Here is a 25,417-nt window from a genome sequence, read left to right as displayed (position 1 = left end):
GACGCAAACGCTAGCCCTGCGCTGGTTTGGGCGGTAAAAGTAGCAAGATGCGGTGGTAAAAAGTATTAAAACGACAACGCTCGACAAAAAAATGACGTCAAAGGGTTGTTGGACAAGGGTGATAACGAGGACAAGCATCGATGGCAGCTAATTTAAGTAAAAACAATATCAGTGAAGATCCGGTCCTGCAGTGGGTTACCTTCAAACTAGCTGGTGAAACCTATGGTGTAAATGTAATGCAGGTACAAGAGGTGCTGCGTTACTCAGAAATTGCCCCTGTACCAGGTGCCCCAACGTATGTGATAGGCATAATTAACCTTCGTGGCAACGTGGTTACTGTAATTGATACCCGCCAGCGCTTTGGTTTAACCGATGGCGAAGTCACTGACAATACGCGCATTGTCATTATCGAAGCAGAAAAGCATGTAGTGGGCATTATGGTAGATAGCGTGGCAGAGGTTGTTTACCTGCGCCAATCAGAAATAGAAACCGCCCCTAATGTGGGGAATGAAGAAAGCGCGAAATTTATTCAAGGTGTATGTCATAAAAACGAAGAGCTGCTTATTCTAATTGAATTAGATAAGTTGCTAACCGATGACGAGTGGGCTGAAATAGACGAAATCTAGTAAGGCCCTGTCGTTTATTGGGTTTAGGTTAGTAAGCAACAGTGTAGGTACGTATATGTTCGATATTATTATTCAAAATTTAGCGCAAGATTGGCCGCTCACGGTGGGGTTTACATTGTGTGGGGCAATTTTGCTTAAATTAACCACTGTTGTACTAAAGCTTAAAGCCAAAAGTGAGCACGACGAGAAGCTTCTGGTAGCACTTTCTAAAGAGCTGGCTCTACTGTCGTCTAGCACGGTAGGTATGGGTCAGCGCATGGTGCAACTACAGGCAAAGCTGGATGAGCTGCAAAGCAATCAAAGCGAAATGAACGATAGCGAAGCCCAGTTTGCCTATACCCAAGCGCTGCGTTTGTTAGAGCAGGGCGCCGATAGCTCAACCGTTGCGGCAAATAGTGGATTGTCTAAAAGTGAAATTCAATTAATGCAGCTTGTACACGGTCAGCGCGATACAGCTTAAGTTTTTTAGGCATTTTTATTTAAATTAGCTAGTAGCTCTGCGTTAGCTCAATGTAAAACAGGTGGTAGCTCCGTGTGGCATAAAGTTGCTAATAAACTACTAGGTAATGTGCATACACAACATTGTATGCCTTCGTTACAACCTGTTTTGCACGCATGGTTTACTTCTAGTTTACGCGCATTCTCTTTTCTATTTATTCTAGTTTTTGCATCTGCATGCACTATGAGTGAGCGTGTGGAGTACTCTGATATAGAAGGCAGAATCCCCGAGCGTTTCTTCGAAACCATTAATACCTATGCCGTAAGCGAAGCATGGTTGGCAAGCCAGTTAGGCCAAGGAAGCATCATTCAAGATGGCCCTAGGCAGCAAAAAATACACACCTACAAAGTAACCACAAAAAAAATAGAGCAAGTAAATTACATGTGGCTAATTCGCAGTAGCGAAACGCAACAGCAAGCCGAATATCTACATTTTGTATTTATCGACGATAAACTGGTATCCCATTGGGGGGATTCCTCGCCTCAGGTAAGCTTTAACGAGCCGCCCGTAAATACAACATTTATTCGTGACGAAATTCAGTTAGTGGCGCCAAAAAGTCAAGCTGTAAAGCCTAGTTCGCAAAGCGCTATGAATAACAATATGAATACCGGTGGCAACAGCAACGCAAGCGAAACAGAAGTTATGACGCGAGCTACTAGTGCAGACAACTCAGTAATGTACAAGCCACAACCACAAAACGAAGTGGTAGAAATAGATTTAATGCAAGCCGACGGTTCTAAAGTGCAGCCGCCGCAAGAGCGCGTTACCCCAAATAAGGGTGTGCAAGAGTCTGAAAAACCACCTGTAAACACACCACCGCCTAAAGAATTTAATTTCCCTCCTACTCGCTAAATTTTATGTTTGGCTCTAACACAAATAAAAACGGCGAGGGTTAGCTCGCCGTTTTAGTATTATGATTGTAACGCTAATAATTATTTGGGTTGTGCATCAAAGTGCTGACCGTTTATTAGCTCACTTTCTTGGCCAAGTAAAAACAAATACCTGTTCATAATTGCTTCTGGCTCGGTCACAGTGGTTGGGTCTTCTGCGGGGTAAGCCGCTGCGCGCATACCCGTACGAGTTGCCCCTGGGTTTAAGCTGTTAACGCGAATTTTACTTGTGCCGTCTAGCTCATCTGCCAATGTTTCTACTAGGTTTTCTATTGCGGCTTTACTGGCTGCATAGGCTCCCCAGTATGCACGACCTTTAGCACCCACCGACGAGCTGGTAAATAATATAGAAGCACTGGTGGATTTATCGAGCAAAGGCAGCAGCGCTTTGGTCATCATAAAAGGCGCATTTACATTTACTTGCATAATTTTTTGCCATTGCACAGCGCTGTAATTTGCAATGGGTGTGCGCGGCCCTAATTCACTGGCATTGTGAATAAGCCCGTCTATTTTGCCAAATTCAGTTTCTAATACATCAGCCATTGCGCTAAAGTCTTGCTCAATAGCGCCTTCAAGGTTCATAGGGTAAATGGCGGGTTTGGGGTAGCCGGCGGCTTCTATTTCGTCGTAAACACTTTCTAATTTCGCTTGAGTGCGGCCTAGCAATACCACTGTTGCGCCGTGCTGTGCGCAGGTTTTTGCAACGCAGCGGCCTATACCGTCACCAGCGCCGGTAATTACGATTATTTTATCGGCTAGCGAGTTTTCTCTCGGTTTATACTGCGTCAAAAATTCCGAGTCGATCATAGTGCTTCCTCGTGACTTTTTTTTATGTACGTTTTAATAATAGGCCACAATTCATCTGCGTGTGTTACGCAGTGTGTAGCATTCCAATCGGTGTGTTTTTCATTTTCGGGTATATAGCCATAGCCAACGGCGATTGTGTCGCAGCCGGCGCGGCGGCCGCATTCAATGTCGCGTAAATGGTCACCTATATAAATTGCTTCGTTTGCAGAGCAGTTGCTTTGCTTACACGCTAGCAGTAGGGCTTCTGGATGCGGCTTTTTTTCTTGTACATGGTCTGGGCAAATTACTGCGCTTGGTTCACTTGCAAATAAATGTTTTTGCATAAGTGGGGCAGTGTAGGGCCAGGGCTTATTGGTAACAATTCCCCAAGCTATATTGTGTTGGTTGAGTTGTTCTATAAGCGCGCCAATACCGTCGAAAGGTTGTGTGTGGGTGGAAAGGTTGTCGTGGTAAAACGCCAAAAGTTCTTCGCGTAAAGCTGCGTAGCTTTTGTGCGAATCATCCACATTAAAGCCTAATTTAATAAGTGCCGCGGCGCCATCAGATACTACACGCCGAATCGTATCGTTAGGTAGCGCTGGTTTGCCTTTAGCTTCTAGTAACGCATTTAGTGCATGGGCTAAATCGCTGGCGGTATCCAGCAGTGTGCCATCTAAATCAAAAAAAACTGCTCGGATTGTCATAGTTTTGGTAGTGCCATTATTCGTAGAAGCTTACCCGTAAAGCAAATTTGCAAGTCTCAATAGTACGCTTCTAAAGAGACGCTTTTTTTACAGTGTTTTTGGTTGTGGCGAATTTTATATTTTTCGCGCATGCATAATGTAATTTACCGATACATCTTTTGCATTTAGCTTATAGTGTTTAGTGATTGGGTTATAGGTCATGCCGCACATCTCTTGCAGTTCTAAGCCTGCGTTGCGCATCCATTGGGCTAGCTCAGATGGGCGAATGAATTTGTTGTAGTCATGGGTGCCTTTAGGCAGCATTTTTAGTACGTACTCTGCACCAACCACAGCAAATAGGTATGCTTTGGGGTTGCGGTTTATTGTGGAAAAGAAAATATCTCCACCTGGTTTTACCAGCTGTGCACAGGCGGCAATGGTTTGCGCTGGGTCGGGCACGTGCTCTAACATTTCTAAGCAGGTAACTACGTCGTAACTTTGTGGGTGCTTAGCTGCAAATTCTTCGGCGGTGGTTTTTATGTAGTCTACATTTACGCCACTTTCTAAGCTGTGCAATTTAGCAACCTCTAGTGGGGCGTCGCCCATATCAATACCGGTTACTATGGCGCCGCGTTGGGCCATGGCTTCGCATAGAATGCCGCCGCCGCAACCCACATCGAGTAATTTTTTCTCCGCTACTTGGGCGCGCTCATCAATATAATTTGCGCGCAACGGGTTTAGGTCGTGTAAGGGTTTAAATTCGCCTTCTAAGTCCCACCAGCGGGCTGCCAAGCGTTCGAATTTTGCTATTTCTGCACTGTCTACGTTCAGTTCTTGTGTAGTCATTGTGGTAACCCTATTTGCCGGAAGCGCGCTGCGCTTGAATTTTAACTTGCCAAGCGCAGGCTTTGCTGTAAATGTCTTTGGTGTCCAAGGTTTGTAATTCGCGTTCTGCAACTAAGCATTTGCCATCTACCCATACATGGGTAACTAGGTGGCTAACGTGGGTATTAACGAGATGGCTCTTTAAATTATAGATGGGGGCTTGCTGCAAATTACTAAAGTCAATTGCAATAAAATCTGCACGCTTACCTTTTTCTAAGCTGCCAACAATATTGTCTAGCCCCATTGCTGTGGCGGCATTAATGGTGGCCATTTCTATTGCAGTATCGCTTTTAAGTGCATCGGCGCGTTGTGCAACGCCTTTGCCCAGCAAGCTTGCTGTGTGCATTTCGTCAAACAAGCTTAGGTCGTTGTTCGAAGCAGCGCCGTCTGTGCCCAAGCACGTGTTAATGCAGTGCTCTTGCAGTGTATGTACAGGGCAAAAACCGCTGGCCAATTTCAAGTTAGATTCAGGGCAGTGCACTACATGGGCAGAATAGGTGGTAAGTAGTGCTATGTCTTGTTCATCTATTTGCGTCATATGCACTAGCTGGGTAGCGGGGCCGAGTAGGCCTAGGTCTGCAATGCGTTGCAATGGTCGCACCCCAAAATTAGCTATCGAGTCGCTTACTTCTTGCGCGGTTTCGTGCATATGTATTTGAATAGGGGCTTGCAGCTCTTCTGCTAAAACCGCTATTCGCTTTAAAGGCTCATCAGACACTGTGTAAGGCGCATGTGGGCCAAAGCCAATGTTGATAAGATCTACAGAGCGATAGTTATCGTGCAGTTTTAGGCCTTTGTGAATGTAATCTTCGGGGCCGCTTCCCCATTGGGTGGGAAAGTCGAGTATAGGAAAGTTAATTTGGGCGCGCATACCCGCTTCAAAGGCTGCGCCGGCAGCAGCTTCGGGGTAAAAGTACATATCTGAGAAGCAAGTGGTGCCACTTAATAGCATTTCGGCCATGGCTAGCTGAGTACCGTCGAGCACAAATTGTTCGTCTACCCATTCACCTTCAGCAGGCCAAATGTGATCTTGCAGCCACTCCATAAGCGGTAAGTCGTCTGCCAAACCCCTAAACAAGCTCATGGCTGCATGCCCGTGCATATTAATAAGCCCTGGCATAAGTAGCTGATTGGGCAAATCGATGTGCTCTTGGTAGTCAAATTGGCTGTCTATACCGCTAGTTGGCACAATTTCAATAATGTTGCCATCTCGTATTACTAATGCGCAGTGCTCATATAGGCGGCCTGTTGGGCGAACTGGCAATATCCAGCGGGCGCTTACAATAAGGTCGGCAGGTGTTTTGTTGGTCATGGCGTAATCGAATTGACTGAAAAGTGAGTGAAAAGGCGCGTTTATGGGCGCCGTTTTAAACGGTGCTGCTCAGTATACCCCTTAAACTACGCTGTGTGATCAGCTGTACGAAACCCTTACCCAAGCTAATATTTTGGCTAAACGCGCTCATAGTGCTTTGAGAGGCGTTTTTATGCTATCATCGCCGCCTTTCGGGGGTTCCCGACTCCATCCAAAATACAACAATAAGGATTGCACGCATTTTTGTGCGCGCACCTGATCGGTGGAACAAGAAACATGGGTGATATAGCTAAAGAAATCCTTCCTGTCACGATTGAAGACGAACTGAAAAAGTCTTACCTCGATTACGCAATGAGTGTAATCGTAGGGCGTGCGCTTCCAGATGTGCGAGACGGCTTAAAACCCGTGCATCGCCGCGTATTATTCGCAATGAGCGAATTGAATAACGACTGGAATAAAGCCTATAAAAAATCTGCCCGTGTGGTAGGTGACGTAATCGGTAAATATCACCCGCATGGTGATTCCGCTGTATACGACACAATTGTACGTATGGCGCAGCCTTTCTCGTTGCGTTATATGCTGGTAGACGGGCAGGGTAACTTCGGTTCGATCGATGGCGACAGCGCCGCGGCAATGCGTTATACGGAAATCCGTATGGCCAAAATTTCGCACGAACTGCTTGCCGACCTAGATAAAGAAACCGTCGATTTTGTGCCCAACTACGATGGCACAGAGCTTATTCCCGCCGTATTGCCAACCCGCGTGCCCAACTTACTAGTAAACGGCTCGTCCGGTATTGCTGTAGGTATGGCAACTAACATTCCGCCGCACAACTTGCGCGAAGTGATTAAAGGTTGTTTGGCGCTTATCGATAACCCAGAAATTACTATCGATGAGTTAATGGAGCATATTCCTGGTCCAGATTTCCCAACGGGTGCCATTATTAATGGCCGTGCAGGTATTTTGCAGGCATACCGCACTGGTCGTGGTCGTATCTATGTTCGCGCGCAAGCCGAAGTAGAAACCAACGAAAAAACCGGCCGCGAAACCATTGTTATTAATGAAATCCCTTACCAGGTAAACAAAGCGAGATTAATCGAAAAAATCGCCGAGCTGGTAAAAGAAAAGAAAATAGAAGGCATTTCAGAAATTCGCGACGAGTCCGATAAAGACGGCTTGCGCGTAGTTGTAGAAATTAAACGCGGTGAGATGGGCGAAGTTGTACTTAACAACTTGTATGCTCAAACACAGCTACAAAACGTATTCGGTATTAATATCGTTGCGCTGGTGGATGATCAGCCCAAGCTATTAAACCTAAAAGAGTTGCTTGAATACTTTGTTAAACACCGTCGCGAAGTAGTTACACGCCGTACGGTTTACTTGTTGCGCAAGGCGCGTGAGCGCGGCCATGTGTTAGAAGGCCAAGCTGTAGCTATTGCCAATATCGACGAAGTAATTACTTTAATTAAGTCTTCGCCAACCCCTGCCGATGCGCGCGACGCCATGCTTGCTCGCGGCTGGCCAGTAGGTGCGGTAAGTGAATTCCTTGATCGCGCTGGCGAAAACGCTTGTCGCCCAGATGGCTTACCAGAAGAATTTGGTTTACGTGAAGATGGCAGCTACTACTTATCGCCGGTTCAGGTTCAAGCCATTCTAGATTTACGTCTCCACCGTTTAACGGGTATGGAGCACGATAAATTACTTGCTGAATACGAAGAGAAATTAATTCAAATTGCAGGCTACTTAGAAATTTTAGGTAACCCTGAGCGTTTGATGAACGTAATTCGTGAAGAGCTTGAAGTTATTTATAACGATTACGGCGATGAGCGTCGTACTGTTATTCAGCAAAGCATGACCGATCTTACCCACGAAGATCTCATCAGCGAAGAAGATCGCGTAGTGACTATTTCGCACGGTGGCTATGCTAAGAGCCAGCCGTTAGATGCATACCAAGCGCAACGTCGCGGCGGCATGGGTAAGGCGGCTACCTCGGTTAAAGATGAAGATTTCGTAGAGCATCTATTAATTGCTAATACTCATGATTACTTATTGTGCTTTACCAGCGTAGGTAAAGTGTTCTGGCTAAAGGTATACCAAATACCCGTTGCTGGTCGTCAATCTCGTGGTCGACCTGTTGTGAATTTATTGCCGCTAGAAGAGGGCGAACGCATTACTAGCATACTGCCTGTGCGTGAGTTCGACGACGATCACTTTATCTTTATGGCGACAGCAGACGGCACAGTGAAGAAAACACCATTGTCGCAATTTGCTCGTCCACGTAGCGTTGGTTTACGTGCTATCGATTTGGTTGAAGGCGACCACTTGGTAGGCACCGCAATTACAGACGGCACAAAAGATATTATTTTGCTTACTTCTGCTGGTAAAGCTGCACGCTTTAGCGAAGAAAATGTTCGCTCTATGGGCCGAGTTTCACGCGGTGTACGCGGTGTGCGCATGGCCGACGACGTAAGTGTAATAGCCATGGTTGTGCCGGAAGAAGGCGGTAAAGTACTTACTGTAAGTGAAAACGGCTTTGGTAAGCGTACCGAAGTTACAGAATACCCCGCAAAAGGCCGCGGTTCGCAAGGCGTAATTGCTATGCAGATGTCTGAGCGTAACGGCTGTTTGGTTGGTGCTACTCAGGTATTTGAAGGCGATGAAATTATGCTTATTTCTAACCAGGGTACCTTGGTTAGAACACGTGCAGACGAAGTATCGTTATCTGGCAGAAACACTCAGGGTGTTCGCTTAATTCGCGTTAAAGAGGGCGAACATATTGTTGGCCTAGAGCGAATAGATGAGCCACCTGTGCCAGAAGCCGTTGAAGGCGGCGAAGAATCTGCAGTGGTAGAAAATACAGCAGATGCTAACGAAGCGAATGTGAACGCTCCCGATGTGAGTGGCGCAGACGAAGACGCAACTGGTGACGACGCATAGTCGTCACCTAATTTACGGAGTTATGCAGTAGTGAGTGATAAATCCGAGCCAATTAGTGCAGAAGAAGCGGCGCTTCTTGGTGAATTGCGCGTAAAAATAGACGATATAGATCAGCAGATTGGCGACTTAATATGTGCTCGCGCAAATTGTGCGGTAGAAGTTGCCCATGTAAAAAAACGCTTTTCTAATATCACCGAGCCAAAGTTTTATCGCCCAGAGCGCGAAGCACAGGTATTGCGCAATGCTATGGCGCGTAACAAGGGTCCGTTGTCTAACGAAGAGTTTGCCCGTTTATTTCGCGAAATAATGTCTGCTTGCTTGGCTTTAGAAGCACCAGTAAAAGTGGCTTACTTGGGGCCAGAAGGCACCTATACCCAGCAAGCCGCACTTAAGCATTTCGGTCATTCCGCTCAAGCTGTTTCTTTGCCCGCTATTGATGAAGTTTTCCGCGAAGTAGCATCTGGTGCTGCGCACTATGGTGTAGTGCCGGTAGAAAACTCCACCGAAGGCGTGGTTACGCACACCTTAGATAACTTTTTAGGCAGTAGCGTAAAAATTTGTGGTGAAGTTGTACTGCGTATTCATCACCACCTGTTAGTTTCTGATGTAACACACGTACAAAATATTTCGCGCATTTATTCTCATGCGCAGTCTTTGGCGCAATGCAGAAAATGGTTAGATGCACATTACCCTCGTGCAGAGCGTATAGCGGTAAGCAGTAATGCAGAAGCAGCACGCCGAATAAAAGGCGAGTGGAATTCAGCTGCCATTGCAGGCGCTATGGCGGCAGATTTATACGGCCTTACTAGCCACGCACAAAATATTGAAGACCAGCCAGATAACTCCACGCGCTTTTTAATTATTGGTGCAGAAAGCGTAGGTGCAAGCGGCGAAGATAAAACTTCTATTGTTGTGTCTATGAAAAACGAGCCGGGTGCGTTGCACAATTTGCTAGAGCCATTCCATCAGCACGGCATAGATTTAACCCGCGTAGAAACTCGTCCATCGCCAACCGGTGCGTGGAACTACGTGTTTTTTATAGATTTTGCCGGCCATGCCAGCGAGCCAGTTGCTAAAAAAGTGCTAGAGGAAGTGGGGCGCAGAGCCTCAGATCTGAAAATATTAGGCTCATACCCTAAAGGCGTACTTTGAACACTGCACTGGTAATTAATAAATTAGTTGTAGTTGGTATAGGCCTTATTGGTGGCAGTTTAGCGGCTGCCTGTAAAAAGCGCGGCGTGTGTAGCGAAGTAATTGGCGTAGCGCGCAGAGCAGAAGTTTGCGAGCGTGCTGTTGCAAATGGAGTGGTAGATAGAGCCACAACTCAAATAAGTGAGCTAGCTGGCGAGCTCGGCGAAGGGGATGTGGTTTTTATTGCCGTGCCCACGCTTACTGTAAAAAAAGTTTTAGCAGAAATAAAAAGCTGTTTATCGCCAGCCGTAACCATTACCGATGGTGCCAGTGTGAAAGGCAGCGTACGCGACGATGTTGTTGCTATTTACGGCGGCGAACCTAGCCAAGTTGTATTGGGCCACCCAATTGCTGGGTCCGAAAAAAGCGGTGTAGATGCGGCAGACCCAGAGCTTTATGTTGATCACCGAATAATTCTTACCCCCTTAAAAGGTAATGGTGTCAACCACATAGAGCGCGTAACGAAAATGTGGCAAGCCGTTCAGGCCGAAGTGCTTGAAATGGATGTAGACGAGCACGATGCCGTACTTGCATCTACTAGTCATTTGCCACACGCGATTGCTTTTTCGCTCGTCGACACACTTGCGCACGACCACCAAAACGAAAATATCTTCCGCTATGCAGCGGGAGGTTTTAGAGATTTCACTCGGATAGCATCCAGCGACGCAACCATGTGGCGCGATATTATGCTGTCAAACAAACCGGCCGTACTTTCAGCCATCGACATGTTTGTAGCGAACCTAACACGGTTGCGCGGCATGATCGAAGCGGAAGACGCCACTAACATTACCGGCGTGTTTACACGCGCAAAAGCAGCGCGCGACCGGTTTACTAACATGCTATCTCATCAGGCGTACAGTAAAACTATGCAAGAAAATGCTCACTCCCACATCGTATATAAAGTTGCCCCAGGCGGAACCGTACAAGGCACAATTCGTGTTCCTGGTGATAAATCTATTTCTCACCGCTCAATTATGTTGGGTTCGCTCGCCGAGGGTGTAACACATGTAGAAGGCTTTTTAGAGGGCGAAGACGCACTTGCAACTCTACAAGCCTTCCGCGATATGGGCGTAGTAATAGAAGGGCCAGAAGATGGTCGTGTGACTGTTCACGGTGTTGGTTTGCACGGTCTGCAGGCACCAAGTGGCCCGCTGTATGTTGGTAACTCTGGTACCTCAATGCGTTTGCTGGCAGGTATTTTGGCTGGTCAAAAGTTTGAATCTGAACTTACCGGTGATGAATCTTTAACAAAGCGACCAATGAATCGCGTTGCTTTGCCATTGGCTGAAATGGGCGCTTCAATTGCCACAGCTAACGAAGGCCGTCCACCGCTAAAAATTCACGGCGGCGCAGCGCTTAAAGGTATTAATTACGATATGCCAATGGCGAGCGCACAGGTTAAATCTTGCTTGTTGTTAGCCGGTTTGTACGCTGAAGGCAAAACCAGCGTAACCGAGCCTGCGCCAACACGTGATCACACAGAGCGTATGTTGCGTGGTTTTGGTTACGATGTGCAGCGCACTGGCGACACCATTACGGTTGAGTCTGGTGGCAAGCTTACCGCTACTGATATTGATATTCCTGCAGACATTTCTTCTGCCACCTTCTTTTTGGTTGCCGCTGCAATTACACCTGGGTCGGATATTACGCTTACCCACGTAGGTATAAACCCAACGCGCATTGGTGTAATTAATATTCTAAACCTTATGGGCGCGAATATTGAGCTAAGTAATGAGCGCGAAGTGGGCGGCGAGCCAGTAGCGGACATCCGCTTGCGCTACGCACCGCTCAAAGGTATCGAAGTGCCTGAATCTCAAGTGCCGCTTGCAATTGATGAATTCCCAGCACTAATGGTGGCCGCGGCCTGCGCCGAAGGCACTACCGTAATTACTGGCGCCGAAGAGTTACGTGTAAAAGAAACAGATCGTATTCAGGCTATGATCGATGGCTTAACCACTCTCGGTATTAAGTGTCATGCAACCGAAGATGGCGCCATTATTGAAGGTGGGCAGTTGGGTGGTGGTGAGGTAGAAAGCTTCCATGATCACCGTATTGCCATGTCATTTACCATTGCTGCTCTGCGTGCTTCGGGCGAAATTACAGTAAATAATTGTGCAAACGTGTCCACTTCGTTCCCTAACTTCACCCAGTTAGCAAAACAAGTAGGAATAAGCTTAGAAGTCATTCGTTCTTAGCTATTCACTCTGCATCCTTTATACTGCGCGGCGTTAAAGTCGCGCTAATAGATTTCAAGGTAATAGATAAATGCTTGATGAGTACAAGTTAACTCACTTAAAACAGCTAGAAGCGGAAAGTATTCATATCATTCGCGAAGTAGCGGCAGAATTCGATAACCCGGTAATGCTGTATTCAATCGGTAAAGATTCGGCCGTTATGCTGCACTTGGCAATGAAAGCCTTTGCCCCTGGCAAGCCGCCTTTCCCGCTTATGCACGTAGATACAACGTGGAAATTCAAAGAAATGATTGAGTTTCGCGATAAATACGTAAAAGAATTGGGTTTGGAGTTGATTGTTCACTCCAACCAAGAAGGTATCGATATGGGGATAAGCCCATTTGTGCACGGCAGCGCCAAGCACACCGATATCATGAAAACCCAAGCCCTAAAGCAAGCGCTAGATAAGCATGGCTTCGATGCTGCTTTCGGTGGCGCTCGCCGCGATGAAGAAAAATCACGTGCAAAAGAGCGTGTGTATTCATTCCGCGATAAAAAACACCGCTGGGACCCTAAAAACCAGCGCCCAGAGTTGTGGAACATCTACAACAGCCGTGTAGACAAAGGTGAGAGCATCCGCGTTTTCCCATTGTCTAACTGGACCGAACTTGATATTTGGCAGTACATCCACCTAGAGAGTATTCCATTGGTGCCATTGTACTTCGCCGCCAAGCGCCCAGTAGTTGAGCGCGACGGCACGCTCATCATGGTAGATGACGACCGCATGCCCATCGAACCCGGCGAAAAAGTAGAAGAAAAAATGGTGCGCTTCCGTACCCTAGGCTGCTACCCACTAACCGGCGCAGTAGAGTCCGAGGCAACAACACTGCCAGAAATTATCCAAGAAATGCTACTAACCACAACTTCAGAACGCCAAGGCCGAGTAATCGACCACGACAGCTCTGGGTCGATGGAAAAGAAAAAGCAGGAAGGATACTTTTAATCGTTAAGCGCTAATTATTAATCACTAGTTAACAGGGAGGTGCTAGTGAAATGTGAAAGTTTGGAGGTCTGGCAGCGTAGTACAGCGCTATGCATTGAAATTTATCGGTATTTTGATGCATGCGCTGACTATAGTTTTAAAGATCAAATCACAAGATCGGCACTGTCCGTACCGAGCAATATTGCGGAAGGCTTAGAGCGAATTTCCGATAAGGAAAAAGCACGTTTCTTAGAAATAGCTAAAGCTTCTGCTAGTGAGTTGGCCACCCAAATTTATATTGGTATTGCCATAAGCAGAATCACTCCGGAAGTGGGCGAGCAGTGGCGATTAGAAGTAAAAGAAATTGCGGCGATGCTAGGTGGGTTTATTAAATGGCTCAATACGCAGCAAGGCCGAAAAATTGGTAAATAGTCTCTCACTAGAGATTAAAAACTAGATATTAGAGATTCAAATATGTCCCACCAATCAGATTTAATCGAAACAGATATCGACGCCTATTTGGCGCAGCATGAACAGAAAGAGTTGTTGCGGTTTTTAACGTGCGGCAGTGTGGATGACGGTAAATCTACGCTTATTGGTCGCTTGTTGCACGATTCTAAAATGATCTATGAAGATCAACTAGAAGCGGTGCGTAACGATAACTCTAAACACGGTACCACCGGTGATAAAGTCGACTTGGCTTTGTTGGTAGATGGTTTGCAAGCAGAGCGCGAGCAGGGCATTACTATCGATGTGGCTTATCGTTATTTCTCTACGGCTAAACGCAAATTTATTATTGCCGATACCCCAGGGCACGAGCAGTACACGCGCAACATGGCCACCGGTGCATCCACCTGTGACATGGCTATTATTTTGATAGATGCTCGTCATGGTGTAATGACACAAACGCGTCGTCACTCTTTTATTGCATCGCTATTGGGTATTAAGCACCTAGTTATTGCTATTAACAAAATGGACTTGGTGGATTACAGCCAAGAAACGTTCGAATCTATTAAGCAAGCCTACGGCGAAGTGGCCAAAACACTGGGTCAAGAAAACCTCTATTTTGTGCCTATGTCTGCGCTTGATGGCGATAACGTAGTAAACAAAAGCGAAAACATGCCTTGGTACACGGGCGAAAGTTTGATGGAAATTTTAGAATCGGTACAAATTACCGGTGCTAAAAACCTAAAAGATTTCCGCTACCCCGTTCAATATGTAAACCGTCCACACCTTAACTTCCGTGGCTTTTGTGGCACAGTTGCATCTGGCGAAGTTAAAGTGGGTGACGAAATACGCGTATTACCTTCCGGTAAAACAAGTAAAGTTAAAGAAATTGTTACCTACGATGGCAACTTAGACAAAGCCTTTATCGACCAAGCGGTAACCATTACCTTAGAAGACGAAATAGATATTAGCCGCGGTGATATGCTTGTGCATGCAGCCAGCGATGTGCAAATGTCTAATCGCTTCAAAGCACATTTGGTGTGGATGTCTGAAACAAACATGGCGCCAGGCAAAGAGTATTTATTTAAATTTGCCACCAAGGTAACCCCAGGTAGTGTTGCTGCTATAGATTACCGCGTAGATGTAAACACGTTCGAGCACTCCAGCATCGAAAAAATGGAGCTAAACGACATCGCTGTTGTAGAGTTAGCATTGGATCAGCAGGTAGTAGCCGAGTCTTACCAGGTTAATCGCGGCACTGGGGCGTTTATTGTTATAGATCGCCTAACCAACATTACTGTTGCTGCGGGTATGGTTATCGATGTGCTTGAAGAAAGCAGTGAAGCTAAATCAGATTTCTCTGCCTTTGAAGTTGAGCTAAACGCGCTTGTTCGCAAGCACTTCCCGCACTGGGATGCTAAAGATATATCTAAGTTACTGTAATCTAAGCTACTGTAATCTAAGTTTTTAGAACTATTTTAAAGCCTGTAAGTTAATAGCTTGCAGGCTTTTTATTTTTCCTGCTGAATTTTCTTTTCTTTTTCACCTTGCTGTCTTTTATTGTTGCTTCTTGATTGTCTCTACCAAAGCGTTAAATTTCTCTAATTGTGCGCTAGTTCAAAACTTAAATGGGTATGGGTAATCTCCTACACGCGGTGTAATTAATGTCTTACTTTGCGCGCAGAAATATCGCATTGAGCTGTTGTTTATAAGTTTGTAAATTAACTAACAGGTTATGAATGACCTGGCCGCAAGGATTGCGGTTGCAGCTGGCAAGGGGTAGCAAGCTTATGGAAAAGCTTAATCTGCCGGCTTTAAATATGGACTTAAAAGGATGAACACAATGAGCAATAAAAAATCATTAGTAACAAACGTTTCACTTATCGGCCGCTTTTTAAAGGCGGGCTCTGCAATGTTGGCTGTATGTGCCTTTTTGGCTGCGGGCCAAGCCGTTGCCGCACCCAAAGCCGAAACAGAGCAACCTGCAGCCGAAACCCAGCAGGTTGTGAATACCGTAAACATTAACAAGGCCGATGCAGAAGCAATTGCAACTGCTTTGGTGGGTGTAGGTAAGGCCAAAGCCGAGGCGATTGTTGCTTACCGTACGCAACATGGCGAATTTACAAGCATAGAGCAGTTGGCCGAAGTAAAAGGCATTGGCGAGGCAACCGTCGCTAAGAATAAGTCGCGCTTAACCTTGTAGATGTCTAAACCTTTATGGTTGCTGCCATAAAAGCAGTTACGCGGCGGGTGTTGCTCGCCGTGTTTTCGTTAATAACACCTCTCATGCCTCTTGTTGGCTCCTTATCAACCCAAAAACTTTCCTTAAAATAACAGCAAAGCTAAATAGTTGCTGCTTCCGTCAAATCTAACTACTAATGCTGGGCGACGCCGTAAGCTGGGTGCTACAATATCCGCTCAATTAACACATTTTTAACGTATCTCGGGCCCTATGAACATTCCAGATCCTCAACTCGTTATTGCACTCGATTTTGACACCCAAGAGTCCTGCTTGGAGCTTGTAGACCAACTAGACCCAACGCTTTGCCGTTTAAAAATTGGTAAAGAGCTGTTTACTTCCTGTGGGCCTAAAATTGTCGAAAAGATACAGTGGAAAGGGTTTGACGTATTCCTCGATTTGAAATTTCACGATATACCCAATACCGTAGCAAAAGCGGTTAAGGCTGCAGCCGAGTTGGGCGTATGGATGGTGAACGTACACGCGAGTGGCGGCGAAAAAATGATGCTAGCCGCAAGAGAAGCGTTAGAAGGTTATCAAGTTAAGCCTTTGTTAATTGCAGTTACCGTACTAACCAGTATGAGCGACGAAGACTTAAAAGCGCTTGGCATTACTGTAACCGCTGCCGAGCAAGTTCAGCGTTTAGCTGCGTTAGCTAAGCAGGCGCAAATGGATGGCGTTGTATGCTCGGCGCAAGAGGTTGTTCAGCTTAAAGCATCCCTCGGCGAAGAGTTTAAAATGATAACCCCCGGTATTCGCCCATCTTTTGCGGGTAATGACGACCAAACGCGTATTATGACCCCAGAGCAAGCACTTAAAGCGGGTAGCGATTACCTAGTTGTTGGTCGCCCAGTAACCCAAGCGGACGACCCTTTGCGTGCGCTAGAGCAAATTGCCGCAGAAATGGCTCGTGCATCACTAGGTAGCTAGGGGCAACCCCTTAGCTTTACCTATGCAGTTAGTTCTAACTGTAAATAAAGCCACTTAGTGTATTTAATTTACACCGCGTTAAAAAATTAAGAGTAGTAAGCATGTCAGTTGTAATAACTATCGATGGCCCCAGCGGCTCTGGTAAAGGCACCATATGCAGGTTAATTGCCGAGGCGAGCGGGTTTGAACTATTAGATAGTGGCGCGCTCTACAGGCTTACAGCATTGGCAACAGTAGAGCAGGGCGCCAATAGCGCGGATGAGCAGCAGGTTGCGGGTATTGCTGCAAGCTTAGATATAAAGTTTATACCGCAAGAAGGTAGCACCCAGGTAATGCTTGCTGGTAAAGATGTAACCAAAGCAATTCGTGCAGAGGAAATAGGTATGCTGGCGTCTACCGTGGCTGCCTACCCAGCTGTTCGCCAAGCTTTACTCGACCGTCAGCGTGCTTTTTTAACCGCTAAAGGCTTGGTGGCAGACGGCCGAGATATGGGCACAGTGGTATTTCCTGCGGCGCCGCTAAAAATATTTCTAACCGCCAGCGCGCAAGAGCGAGCCAACCGCCGCGTAAAACAGCTAGAGCAGGCGGGCGTGGCAAGTATTAATTACGAGCAAATTCTTAGCGATATAGAAAAGCGCGACGAGCAAGACAGAAACAGGGCTACGGCACCTTTATTGCCTGCCGACGACGCTGTTATGCTAGATAGCACAGCGCTATCTATAGACGAAGTAAAACAACAAATATTGGGTTTAGCAAAAGCTAGGCAATTGTTTTAAATATCACTAATTTCTTAAAATGGATGGCACAACATGCTAGCGGGCATAGCAAAGTGGATTAAACGGTTGTTGATATTTTGTTGGCTGCTGTTTATTTGTATTTTAGGCGCATGGTTGGCCACCCAAAACGAACAGCCGTTATCTATATCGCTGTTTATAGTGCAACTACCAGAGCTTACCGCTGGTTTGTATATGTGCTTTATTTTTACAGCAGGTGTATTGCTGGGGTTTCTAACCAGTTATATAAGCACGCAGGGCAGGTTAATTGCGCGCAATCGCGCCCTTAAAAAAGCAAAGAAAGAAGTGTCCTCACTAAAACAGGTAGCGGTTAAGGAGTAGGTTTACCCATCATGCAAGATTTGTTGGTTTTTGCAGTCATTCTTGCAGCGCTACTTATTGGTTTTGGTGCGGGTATCGCCTTCAGCCGAAAACGCAGGGCGAAGCGCGTATTCGACCCCGACGCGTTTTGGCCCCAGCAACATTACTTTAAAGGCTTAACTCAGCTACTTAACGAAGAGCCAGATGCAGCCATAGATACTTTTATATCCTCTATAGATGTTAATTCCGATACGCTCGAAACGCATTTAGCCCTTGGCAGTTTGTTGCGCCGCAAAGGCGAGGTGGAGCGAGCAATTCGTGTGCACCAAAACCTCTTATCCCGCAGTAACCTTACTACCGATCAGCAATACACAGCCCAAATGGAATTAGCGTTAGACTACTTGCGCAGCGGCCTGCTAGATAGAGCCGAAATGCTACTTAAAGAGCTAGCCGACGCCCCTAAAATAAGCAACCCCATGCGCAAGCGCGCACTTGAATGCCTAATAGAGCTATACCAAGATATGCGCGAGTGGCTTTCTGCCATAGATGTAGCAGATAGGCTAACTGCCAGAAAGTTCTCGGGGCCTGCAGATAAGTGGCGCCAGCAGCAAGCCCACTACGCGTGCGAAATAGCGCAAACAGCCATTACGCAAAAAGATTGGCTAACTGCCCGCCGCTGGGTACGAACAGCCATGCGGCACGATAAAGACTGCGCCCGCGCAAGCTTGCTAAGCGCCCAACTAGATATAGCGCAAAAAGAATATGCTAAAGCGCTTATATCTCTGCGGCAAATAGTGCAGCAGGATGAGCGCTATCTCTCCGAAATGTTGCCCTTGGCTTATAGCTGCCACAAAAAGCTCGAATCTATGCCTGTGTTTTTAAACGAGCTTAGAGCGTTGTACGAGCACAAGGGCGAACTGCTGGTTTTACGGTATTTGGCCAAAGCTGTAGAGATGTGTGAGGGCGGGGATGCCGTTATCTCCCTGTTAATGCAAGAGCTACCGCAGTACCCGCAAATGGAAGTGGCCGGTGCCCTGTTAAAAATAGTGTTGGACGAGCGCGGGCCAGCCAGCTTGCGGAATTATGTACAAGTAAAAGGCCTGCTTAAAAAGCTAACCGACTCTAAATACCACTACCAATGCACCAGCTGTGGCTTTACCGGTGAGCAGCTTCACTGGTTGTGCCCTAGCTGTAAAAGCTGGGCTTCTCAGCAATACACATCCGTACCGCATATCTAATTTGGCTTACCCTTAGGTCCTACTCCAAGGCGTTGATTTTTATCAGCTTTTTAACGCCTTCTTAGCTGTATAAAACAGTTGCATTCCCGCTGGTTACCTGATAGCCTCGCCACCCTCTTAGAACTGTACTGATTTGACGCGGTAATCCACGCAAACGGCCAGTTTTTGGGTGCTTTTGCATGCTTTTTAGCCAGAAGTGAGGCGTGCAACGGTAAAACTTAATAGGCCCGTGAACTGGCAGCACGGTAGAACATAACTGAATCACGCGCGTAGTCGCCGATTGGGTTGTGTGCTGAACATTATAGGTATCGCAATGATAGAAAGCTTTGCAGAACTCTTTGAAGAGAGTTTAAAAACCGTAGATATGGTGCCAGGTAGCATCGTAACAGGCGTAGTAATTGACATCGACCAAGACTGGGTAACAGTACACGCAGGTCTTAAGTCTGAAGGCGTTATCCCAGCCGAGCAATTCTACAACGATAAAGGCGAATTAGAGCTAAGCATCGGTGACGAAGTTCAAGTAGCTCTAGAGTCTGTAGAAGATGGTTTCGGTGAAACTCGTCTATCTCGCGAGAAAGCTAAGCGCGCTGAATCTTGGAAAGTATTGGAAGCAGCACACGACGCAGAAGAAGTTATCACAGGTGTTATTAACGGTAAGGTTAAAGGTGGTTTCACCGTTGACGTTGCTGGTATTCGCGCATTCTTGCCAGGTTCATTGGTAGACGTACGTCCAGTACGCGAAACCACGCACCTAGAAGGCAAAGAGCTAGAATTTAAAGTTATCAAATTAGATCAACGTCGTAACAACGTAGTTGTTTCTCGTCGTGCTGTTATGGAGCAAGCAAACTCCGAAGAGCGTGAAGAGTTGTTGGCTAACCTACAAGAAGGTATGGCTGTTAAAGGTATCGTTAAAAACCTTACCGATTACGGTGCTTTCGTTGACTTGGGCGGCGTAGACGGCTTGTTGCACATCACCGATATGGCTTGGAAGCGCATTAAGCACCCAAGCGAAATTGTTGCTGTTGGGGATGAAATCGACGTTAAAGTATTGAAGTTCGATCGCGAGCGTAACCGTGTATCTCTTGGCCTTAAGCAATTGGGTGAAGATCCATGGAGTGCAATCACTCAGCGTTACCCAGAAGGTGCCAAAGTTAAGGCGCGCATTACTAATCTTACCGACTACGGCTGCTTCGCAGAAATCGAAGAAGGCGTTGAAGGTTTGGTTCACGTATCCGAAATGGATTGGACCAACAAAAACATCCACCCATCTAAAGTTGTTAGCTTGGGCGATGAAGTAGAAGTAATGATTCTGGATATCGACGAAGAGCGTCGTCGTATTTCTTTGGGTATCAAGCAGTGTCAAGAAAACCCATGGGATGCATTCTCTAACCAATTCGCTAAAGGCGACAAAATCAGCGGTAAGATCAAATCTATCACTGATTTCGGTATCTTTATCGGCTTGGACGGCGGCATCGACGGTCTAGTTCACTTGTCTGATATTTCTTGGAACGAAGCTGGCGAAGAAGCTGTGCGTAAGTTCAAGAAAGGCGACGAGATTGAAACCGTTGTATTGGCAATCGACCCAGAGCGCGAGCGCATTTCTTTAGGCGTTAAGCAATTAGACGAAGATCCGTTCTCTGCTTATGTTGCAGAAAACGACAAAGGCACCATCGTAACGGGTACTGTTAAAGAAGTAGACGCTAAAGAAGCGGTTATTTTGTTGGCAGACGACATTACTGGTACTTTGAAAGCGTCTGAAATTAGCCGCGATAAAGTAGAAGATGCCCGTAACGTGCTTAAAGAAGGTGACGAAGTAGAAGCTAAAATCACCAATGTAGACCGCAAAAACCGTGCAATTATCTTAAGTGTTAAAGCTAAAGATGTTGCAGACGAAAAAGCGGCTATCAAAGAGCACAGCACCAAAGCGGCAGAAGCTGCACAGCCAGCTACCATTGGCGACCTAATCAAGGCCGAAATGGAAAACAAAAACAGCTAGTTTTTAGTTGTTTAGTTTCAAAGCTAAAAAGGCGACCAATTGGTCGCCTTTTTTATTTGTATATTTTATTTTTTGGGGTTTAGTTTTTTCTGTTTTTTGCTTTTCTTTACAAGCTAGCTAAGTAGTTGTGCTTTTTAAGGTAAGTAATAATTTGCTCTACAGATTCCTGAATGGTTTGCTTACCGTTTTCTAAATGTATTTCAGGGTTTTCTGGTGTTTCGTATTTAGAGTCTATGCCGGTAAAGTTTTTTATTTTACCTTCACGCGCTTTTTGGTATAGCCCTTTGGGGTCACGCTTTTCGCACTCGCTAAGTGGCGTATCTACAAATACCTCAATAAATTCACCGTCTTCTAGTAGCTCTCGCGCCAATCTACGCTCTGTGCGAAAGGGTGAGATAAAAGCAGAGAGGGTGATAAGCCCCGCATCTACAAACAGTTTACTTATCTCGCCAACACGCCGAATATTTTCTACTCTGTCGTCTGCGGTAAAGCCTAAATCTTTACAAAGGCCGTGGCGCACGTTGTCTCCGTCTAGTAGGTAGGTTTTTGCATTAAACTGCTGCACAAGAGCGCGCTCAAGCTCGCTGGCCACGCTAGACTTGCCCGAGCCACTCAGCCCGGTAAACCAAATAACACAAGATTTATGCCCATGCTGTTCTTGTCGAACTTCTTTTGTAATTTTATGGTCGTGCCAAACTATATCCATAATGGGGGTAACTTCCGTTTAGGGGTAAAAGATGCAAGCAAAGGTAAAGCCAAACCCATCAAGGCGCAAGCCTAAAGCTCACATAAAATATATCTTGCGTCGATGCGGCAGGGCATTACCCTAAGGCTGTCCGCTGTCCGCTGTCCGCTGTCCGCTGTCCGCTGTCCGCTGTCCGCTGTCCGCTGTCCGCTGTCCGCTGTCCGCTGTCCGCTGTCCGCTGTCCGCTGTCCGCTGTCCGCTGTCCTTTACGCATACATAGCGCCTTTTTACTAGTAAATTCAAATACTTGTGTGTAAAAGCACACTGTTTTCTTTTAGTTTGCTAAAAATTGTTGTATAACAACGACTTGCAACCAAAAACTAGCTTACATTCTTTAAAGTTATTGCAAAACCCTGATAAGTGTAACTTTTTGGTCTAAGGTCTAAATAAGGATTCAAACGCCACCCTCAATATAGTGACAATATATGACTAAGTCCGAGCTTATTGAGCGTATAGCAGAGCGCCAAGATCAATTGTCTGCCAAGGATATAGAGCTAGCAGTAAAACTAGTGCTGGAATACATGTCGCAAGCATTGTCGACAGGTGAGCGCATAGAAATACGCGGCTTTGGTAGTTTTTCCCTTCATTTTCGCGCCCCGCGCACGGGCAGAAACCCCAAAACGGGCGAATCTGTAACGCTACCCGGTAAATACGTACCCCACTTTAAACCCGGCAAAGAAATGCGCGACAGAGTAAATGAGTCAATCCAATCAGAAGGCTAACTGTGGGCTGCCCTCTGTAAACTGTAAGCTAGCAGCACAAACAATAACCACTTATTCGTGCTGCGATGCCATTCGCCAATAAATACGTATTCAAAACCAATAATTTACATAGCTTTACATGAAATTGCTCACAAAACCCGTATAATCGCGCCAACCCAAAATATACCGTTTGATGGATTCTTACCCCTATGGAAAACGTGGTTCCAGTAATACTTTCTGGTGGCAGTGGCTCGCGCCTTTGGCCTAAATCCCGTAAGGCTTACCCCAAGCAATTACACCGCCTGTATGGCGACGCAACCATGTTGCAGCACACAGTAAAACGCGTAGATCATCTTGGCGCGCCAATCGTTGTGTGCAATAACGACCAGCGTTTTATGGTGGCAGATCAGCTACAAGAAACCTGCGGCGATGCCTCTCAAATAATCCTCGAGCCAATAGGCAGAAATACCGCGCCAGCCATTGCTGTGGCGGCTATGCGTGCCGTACAGCAAGTGGGCGACAACGCCATAATTGTAATACTGGCGGCGGACCACCTAATTAAAGATATGCCAGGCTTTAGGGCTACCTTAGACATAGCCATTAAAAAAGCAACAGAGGGTAAGCTAGTAACCTTTGGCGTAGTGCCCACCCACCCAGAAACAGGTTACGGCTACATAAAAGCCGCAGAGCCATTGGCGGGTAATACGCAAGGCGCAACAGTTGCCGAATTTGTAGAAAAACCAAACCTAGAAACCGCACAAAAATATTTAGCCGAAGGTTCCTATACATGGAACAGTGGCATGTTTGTTTTCCCAGCCAAAACGCTATTAGAAGAATTAACGCGCCTAAATGCCGAATTAGTGAAGCAAAGCCAAATTTCTTTAGATAAATCTGAACAAGATTTAGATTTTATACGACTAAACGAACAAGCTTTTGCCCAGTGCCAAGATATATCAATAGATAACGCTTTAATGGAGCACACCAATAAAGCTTGGGTGGTGCCGTTAAACGCAGGCTGGAGTGATTTGGGTAGCTGGCAATCTCTTTGGGAAAGCAGCGACAAAGACGAGTACGGTAACGTAGTGGTAGGTGATGCCTACATGCGAAATTGCACGAACTCACTTATCCATTCCGATGGTAGGTTGGTAGCCGCAATCGGTTTAGATGACGTAGTTATCATAGATAGTGACGACGCGTTATTAGTAGTAAACAAAAATAAAACGCAAGATGTAAAGCACGTAGTGGATTGGCTAAAAGCGAATAATAGAAGCGAAAGCCAACACCACCGCGAAGTGCATCGACCATGGGGCAGCTACGACTCTATAGATAGTGGCGAAAGGTACGATGTAAAAAGCCTAAAAGTAAAACCGGGCGCAAGTTTGTCGCTGCAAATGCATCACCACCGCGCAGAGCATTGGGTGGTTGTGCGTGGCACAGCACAGGTAGAGCGCGGCGACGAAAAATTCTTAGTAACAGAAAACGAATCGGTTTATATACCGTTAGGCGAGCCGCATAGGCTTACCAACCCTGGCAAAGTACCCTTGTATTTGGTAGAGGTGCGTAGCGGGGAATATTTGGGGGAGGACGATATCGTTCGGCTTTAAGCATGCTTAGCATTTACACCGTTAAGCTTAGGTTAAAGTCAGTAGCGATATTTTAGGAGGTAAATTGTGACGCAGTTGTCATAGTTTGAAGTATAATACTGCGCGCAAAATGCACGCGTAACCAACTCTAAGTAAGTGGAGCCCTAAATGGAGCTAGGATTCGGAATCCTCGCAGTAGCGTTTGTTACTGCCTTTGTTGTAGTTAAAATGTTAAAGCCAATTGCCTACCTGGTAAATTTAGTAGACAAGCCCGGCGGCCGCAAAGACCACGACGGCGTAATCCCCTTAATTGGTGGTTTAGCAATTTACACCAGTGTTTGCATTACCACCTTCCTGTTTATAGAGCAGCCAATTTTTATCCGCTTATTCCTATTGGCTGGTGGCTTAATAGTGTTTATGGGCATGGTAGACGACCGCTATCAACTTTCTGCGCGGTTTCGTTTGGCTGGTCAATTTTTAATTGCCTGTATTTTTGTATACGGCCTAGATGTACACATAGAAAGCTTCGGCGATTTACTTGGTATAGGCGAGCTTAATCCTGGTTGGCTTGGCTACCCATTAGCTGTACTTAGTTTAATGGGCGTAGTAAACGCAATGAACATGCTAGATGGTATGGATGGCCTAGTAGGCTCCATTGCAATGGTAAGCTTTATTGGTTTAATCGGCCTTTTTGGTGCCGCAGGCCACACAACCTTCCAATACCTCTGCTTGGCATTTACCGGCGCTATAGCCGCGTTCCTAATTTTTAACTTATGGGGCAGCCCAACCAAAAACTTCCGTAAAGTATTTATGGGTGATGCTGGCAGCATGTTTTTGGGTTTAAGTTTAGGTGTTTTACTTATAGAGGGTAGCCAGCAACCTACAGCCGCGTTTAGCCCTGTAACCGCTCTATGGTTTGTACTGCTACCTATGACAGATATGTTCACCATTATGTACCGCCGAATAAAAAGAGGGCGGTCGCCAATGGCACCGGATAGGACGCATATACATCATATTATTATTCGGGCTGGGTTTAGTCGTAAGCAGGCGCTTTATATTGTGCTGGTGCTTCAATCAATATTCGTTGTAACAGGTGTGCTTTTGCACAATTCAACATATGAGTGGCGATCTTTCACTTTGGTTGTAACTTTCGTGATTGGATACCAGCTATTTATGCGCCGAGCTTGGCTGTTTGTTAGGTGGAGCAAAAAACGCTTTGCATAGTCGCATATGGATTACCGGTTATATGGCAATTTAAAAAATTAAGCCCTAATCCGAAATATATTTAGTTTAGAGAAAGGCTTAAATTTATCGGGAAAACTGAATATAACCCCCAGTATGTCTTATCGTTCTATTCCCTTGTAGGTGAAATATTTCTAATAAAGGGCCAGGGCCAATCTGTATATGGCTTTGATAAGGTCTTTGGTTGGAAAGTGCCCAGAGGAGACCGCTCTGGATGGGTGTTCTTCCTGTTATTAG

At 46.1% G+C, this 25,417-nt stretch carries 23 protein-coding genes; 18 read left to right on the top strand and 5 right to left on the bottom strand.

Going from position 1 to position 25,417, the window contains the following annotated elements; genetic code table 11:
- The first annotated feature begins 140 nt into the window (after positions 1-140).
- From SDE_RS11295 to SDE_RS11285, 3 genes are all read left to right on the top strand, one after another.
- Positions 141-626: a chemotaxis protein CheW gene (locus SDE_RS11295; protein ID WP_011468633.1), complete on the top strand. Its 486-nt coding sequence runs from the start codon at positions 141-143 to the stop codon at positions 624-626.
- 55 nt (positions 627-681) lie between these two features.
- Positions 682-1,086 (top strand): DUF2802 domain-containing protein, encoded by a 405-nt coding sequence (locus SDE_RS11290; RefSeq protein ID WP_011468632.1) that lies wholly within the window; start codon positions 682-684, stop codon positions 1,084-1,086.
- Positions 1,087-1,308: 222 nt separating this feature from the next.
- Positions 1,309-1,977 (top strand): hypothetical protein, encoded by a 669-nt coding sequence (locus tag SDE_RS11285; protein ID WP_158303875.1) that lies wholly within the window; start codon positions 1,309-1,311, stop codon positions 1,975-1,977.
- An 80-nt stretch (positions 1,978-2,057) separates the two neighbouring features.
- Here SDE_RS11285 and SDE_RS11280 read toward each other — a convergent pair whose 3' ends face one another.
- The 4 genes from SDE_RS11280 to SDE_RS11265 all read right to left on the bottom strand — a co-directional run bounded on the left by SDE_RS11280 (position 2,058) and on the right by SDE_RS11265 (position 5,681).
- Positions 2,058-2,822: a YciK family oxidoreductase gene (locus tag SDE_RS11280; protein ID WP_011468630.1), complete on the bottom strand. Its 765-nt coding sequence runs from the start codon at positions 2,820-2,822 to the stop codon at positions 2,058-2,060.
- Positions 2,819-3,505 carry an HAD-IA family hydrolase gene (locus SDE_RS11275; protein ID WP_011468629.1) on the bottom strand — a complete coding sequence of 229 codons (687 nt, stop codon included), beginning with the start codon at positions 3,503-3,505 and terminating at the stop codon, positions 2,819-2,821. Before SDE_RS11275 ends, SDE_RS11280 begins: the two co-directional genes overlap by 4 nt.
- 114 nt (positions 3,506-3,619) lie before the next feature.
- Entirely contained in the window at positions 3,620-4,330 is a 711-nt protein-coding gene (gene ubiG, locus SDE_RS11270; protein WP_011468628.1) for a bifunctional 2-polyprenyl-6-hydroxyphenol methylase/3-demethylubiquinol 3-O-methyltransferase UbiG, read from the bottom strand.
- Positions 4,331-4,340: 10 nt separating this feature from the next.
- On the bottom strand, positions 4,341-5,681 hold the full coding sequence (locus tag SDE_RS11265) for a TRZ/ATZ family hydrolase (RefSeq protein WP_011468627.1): 1,341 nt from the start codon (positions 5,679-5,681) through the stop codon (positions 4,341-4,343).
- Between the two features lie 276 nt (positions 5,682-5,957).
- Here SDE_RS11265 and gyrA point away from each other — a divergent pair, with 276 nt between their 5' ends.
- The 12 genes from gyrA to rpsA all read left to right on the top strand — a co-directional run bounded on the left by gyrA (position 5,958) and on the right by rpsA (position 20,909).
- On the top strand, positions 5,958-8,618 hold the full coding sequence (gyrA, locus tag SDE_RS11260; protein ID WP_011468626.1) for a DNA gyrase subunit A: 2,661 nt from the start codon (positions 5,958-5,960) through the stop codon (positions 8,616-8,618).
- 30 nt (positions 8,619-8,648) lie between these two features.
- Positions 8,649-9,770 carry a prephenate dehydratase gene (gene pheA, locus SDE_RS11255; RefSeq protein WP_011468625.1) on the top strand — a complete coding sequence of 374 codons (1,122 nt, stop codon included), beginning with the start codon at positions 8,649-8,651 and terminating at the stop codon, positions 9,768-9,770.
- Positions 9,767-12,004: a bifunctional prephenate dehydrogenase/3-phosphoshikimate 1-carboxyvinyltransferase gene (locus SDE_RS11250; RefSeq protein ID WP_011468624.1), complete on the top strand. Its 2,238-nt coding sequence runs from the start codon at positions 9,767-9,769 to the stop codon at positions 12,002-12,004. The genes pheA and SDE_RS11250 overlap by 4 nt, the downstream gene beginning before the upstream one ends.
- Before the next feature lie 70 nt (positions 12,005-12,074).
- On the top strand, positions 12,075-12,986 hold the full coding sequence (cysD, locus tag SDE_RS11245; protein ID WP_011468623.1) for a sulfate adenylyltransferase subunit CysD: 912 nt from the start codon (positions 12,075-12,077) through the stop codon (positions 12,984-12,986).
- Positions 12,987-13,031: 45 nt separating this feature from the next.
- Positions 13,032-13,397, top strand: coding sequence for a four helix bundle protein (locus SDE_RS11240; protein WP_011468622.1), 366 nt, complete (start codon positions 13,032-13,034; stop codon positions 13,395-13,397).
- A gap of 42 nt (positions 13,398-13,439) precedes the next feature.
- Positions 13,440-14,855 carry a sulfate adenylyltransferase subunit CysN gene (gene cysN, locus SDE_RS11235; RefSeq protein WP_011468621.1) on the top strand — a complete coding sequence of 472 codons (1,416 nt, stop codon included), beginning with the start codon at positions 13,440-13,442 and terminating at the stop codon, positions 14,853-14,855.
- Between the two features lie 400 nt (positions 14,856-15,255).
- Positions 15,256-15,615, top strand: coding sequence for a ComEA family DNA-binding protein (locus SDE_RS11230; protein WP_011468620.1), 360 nt, complete (start codon positions 15,256-15,258; stop codon positions 15,613-15,615).
- 249 nt (positions 15,616-15,864) lie between these two features.
- Positions 15,865-16,581 (top strand): orotidine-5'-phosphate decarboxylase, encoded by a 717-nt coding sequence (pyrF, locus tag SDE_RS11225; protein WP_011468619.1) that lies wholly within the window; start codon positions 15,865-15,867, stop codon positions 16,579-16,581.
- A 101-nt stretch (positions 16,582-16,682) separates the two neighbouring features.
- Positions 16,683-17,357, top strand: coding sequence for a (d)CMP kinase (cmk, locus tag SDE_RS11220; protein WP_011468618.1), 675 nt, complete (start codon positions 16,683-16,685; stop codon positions 17,355-17,357).
- A 33-nt stretch (positions 17,358-17,390) separates the two neighbouring features.
- Positions 17,391-17,696 (top strand): LapA family protein, encoded by a 306-nt coding sequence (locus SDE_RS11215; protein ID WP_011468617.1) that lies wholly within the window; start codon positions 17,391-17,393, stop codon positions 17,694-17,696.
- Between the two features lie 11 nt (positions 17,697-17,707).
- The gene (lapB, locus tag SDE_RS11210) at positions 17,708-18,913 is read left to right on the top strand and encodes a lipopolysaccharide assembly protein LapB (RefSeq protein ID WP_011468616.1); all 1,206 of its coding nucleotides are present in this window, start codon (positions 17,708-17,710) and stop codon (positions 18,911-18,913) included.
- Between the two features lie 313 nt (positions 18,914-19,226).
- Complete coding sequence (gene rpsA / locus SDE_RS11205) at positions 19,227-20,909, top strand: 30S ribosomal protein S1 (RefSeq protein WP_011468615.1); 1,683 nt, start codon at positions 19,227-19,229, stop codon at positions 20,907-20,909.
- 106 nt (positions 20,910-21,015) lie between these two features.
- Here the strand turns inward: rpsA and cysC are convergent, their stop codons facing one another.
- Positions 21,016-21,615 carry an adenylyl-sulfate kinase gene (gene cysC / locus SDE_RS11200; RefSeq protein ID WP_011468614.1) on the bottom strand — a complete coding sequence of 200 codons (600 nt, stop codon included), beginning with the start codon at positions 21,613-21,615 and terminating at the stop codon, positions 21,016-21,018.
- Between the two features lie 464 nt (positions 21,616-22,079).
- Here cysC and ihfB point away from each other — a divergent pair, with 464 nt between their 5' ends.
- The 3 genes from ihfB to SDE_RS11185 all read left to right on the top strand — a co-directional run bounded on the left by ihfB (position 22,080) and on the right by SDE_RS11185 (position 25,162).
- Positions 22,080-22,376 (top strand): integration host factor subunit beta, encoded by a 297-nt coding sequence (ihfB, locus tag SDE_RS11195; protein WP_011468613.1) that lies wholly within the window; start codon positions 22,080-22,082, stop codon positions 22,374-22,376.
- Between the two features lie 188 nt (positions 22,377-22,564).
- A complete protein-coding gene (locus SDE_RS11190) occupies positions 22,565-23,959 on the top strand; it encodes a mannose-1-phosphate guanylyltransferase/mannose-6-phosphate isomerase (RefSeq protein WP_011468612.1) in 1,395 nt (464 codons plus the stop codon).
- A gap of 147 nt (positions 23,960-24,106) precedes the next feature.
- Positions 24,107-25,162 carry an MraY family glycosyltransferase gene (locus SDE_RS11185; RefSeq protein WP_011468611.1) on the top strand — a complete coding sequence of 352 codons (1,056 nt, stop codon included), beginning with the start codon at positions 24,107-24,109 and terminating at the stop codon, positions 25,160-25,162.
- Positions 25,163-25,417 lie beyond the last annotated feature (255 nt).

Origin of the sequence: Saccharophagus degradans 2-40, from assembly GCF_000013665.1 — a bacterium.
GTDB classification, from domain to species: Bacteria; Pseudomonadota; Gammaproteobacteria; order Pseudomonadales; family Cellvibrionaceae; genus Saccharophagus; species Saccharophagus degradans.
Note: the sequence above shows the minus strand (reverse complement) of the source record. Positions and strands in the feature narration are given on the sequence as shown.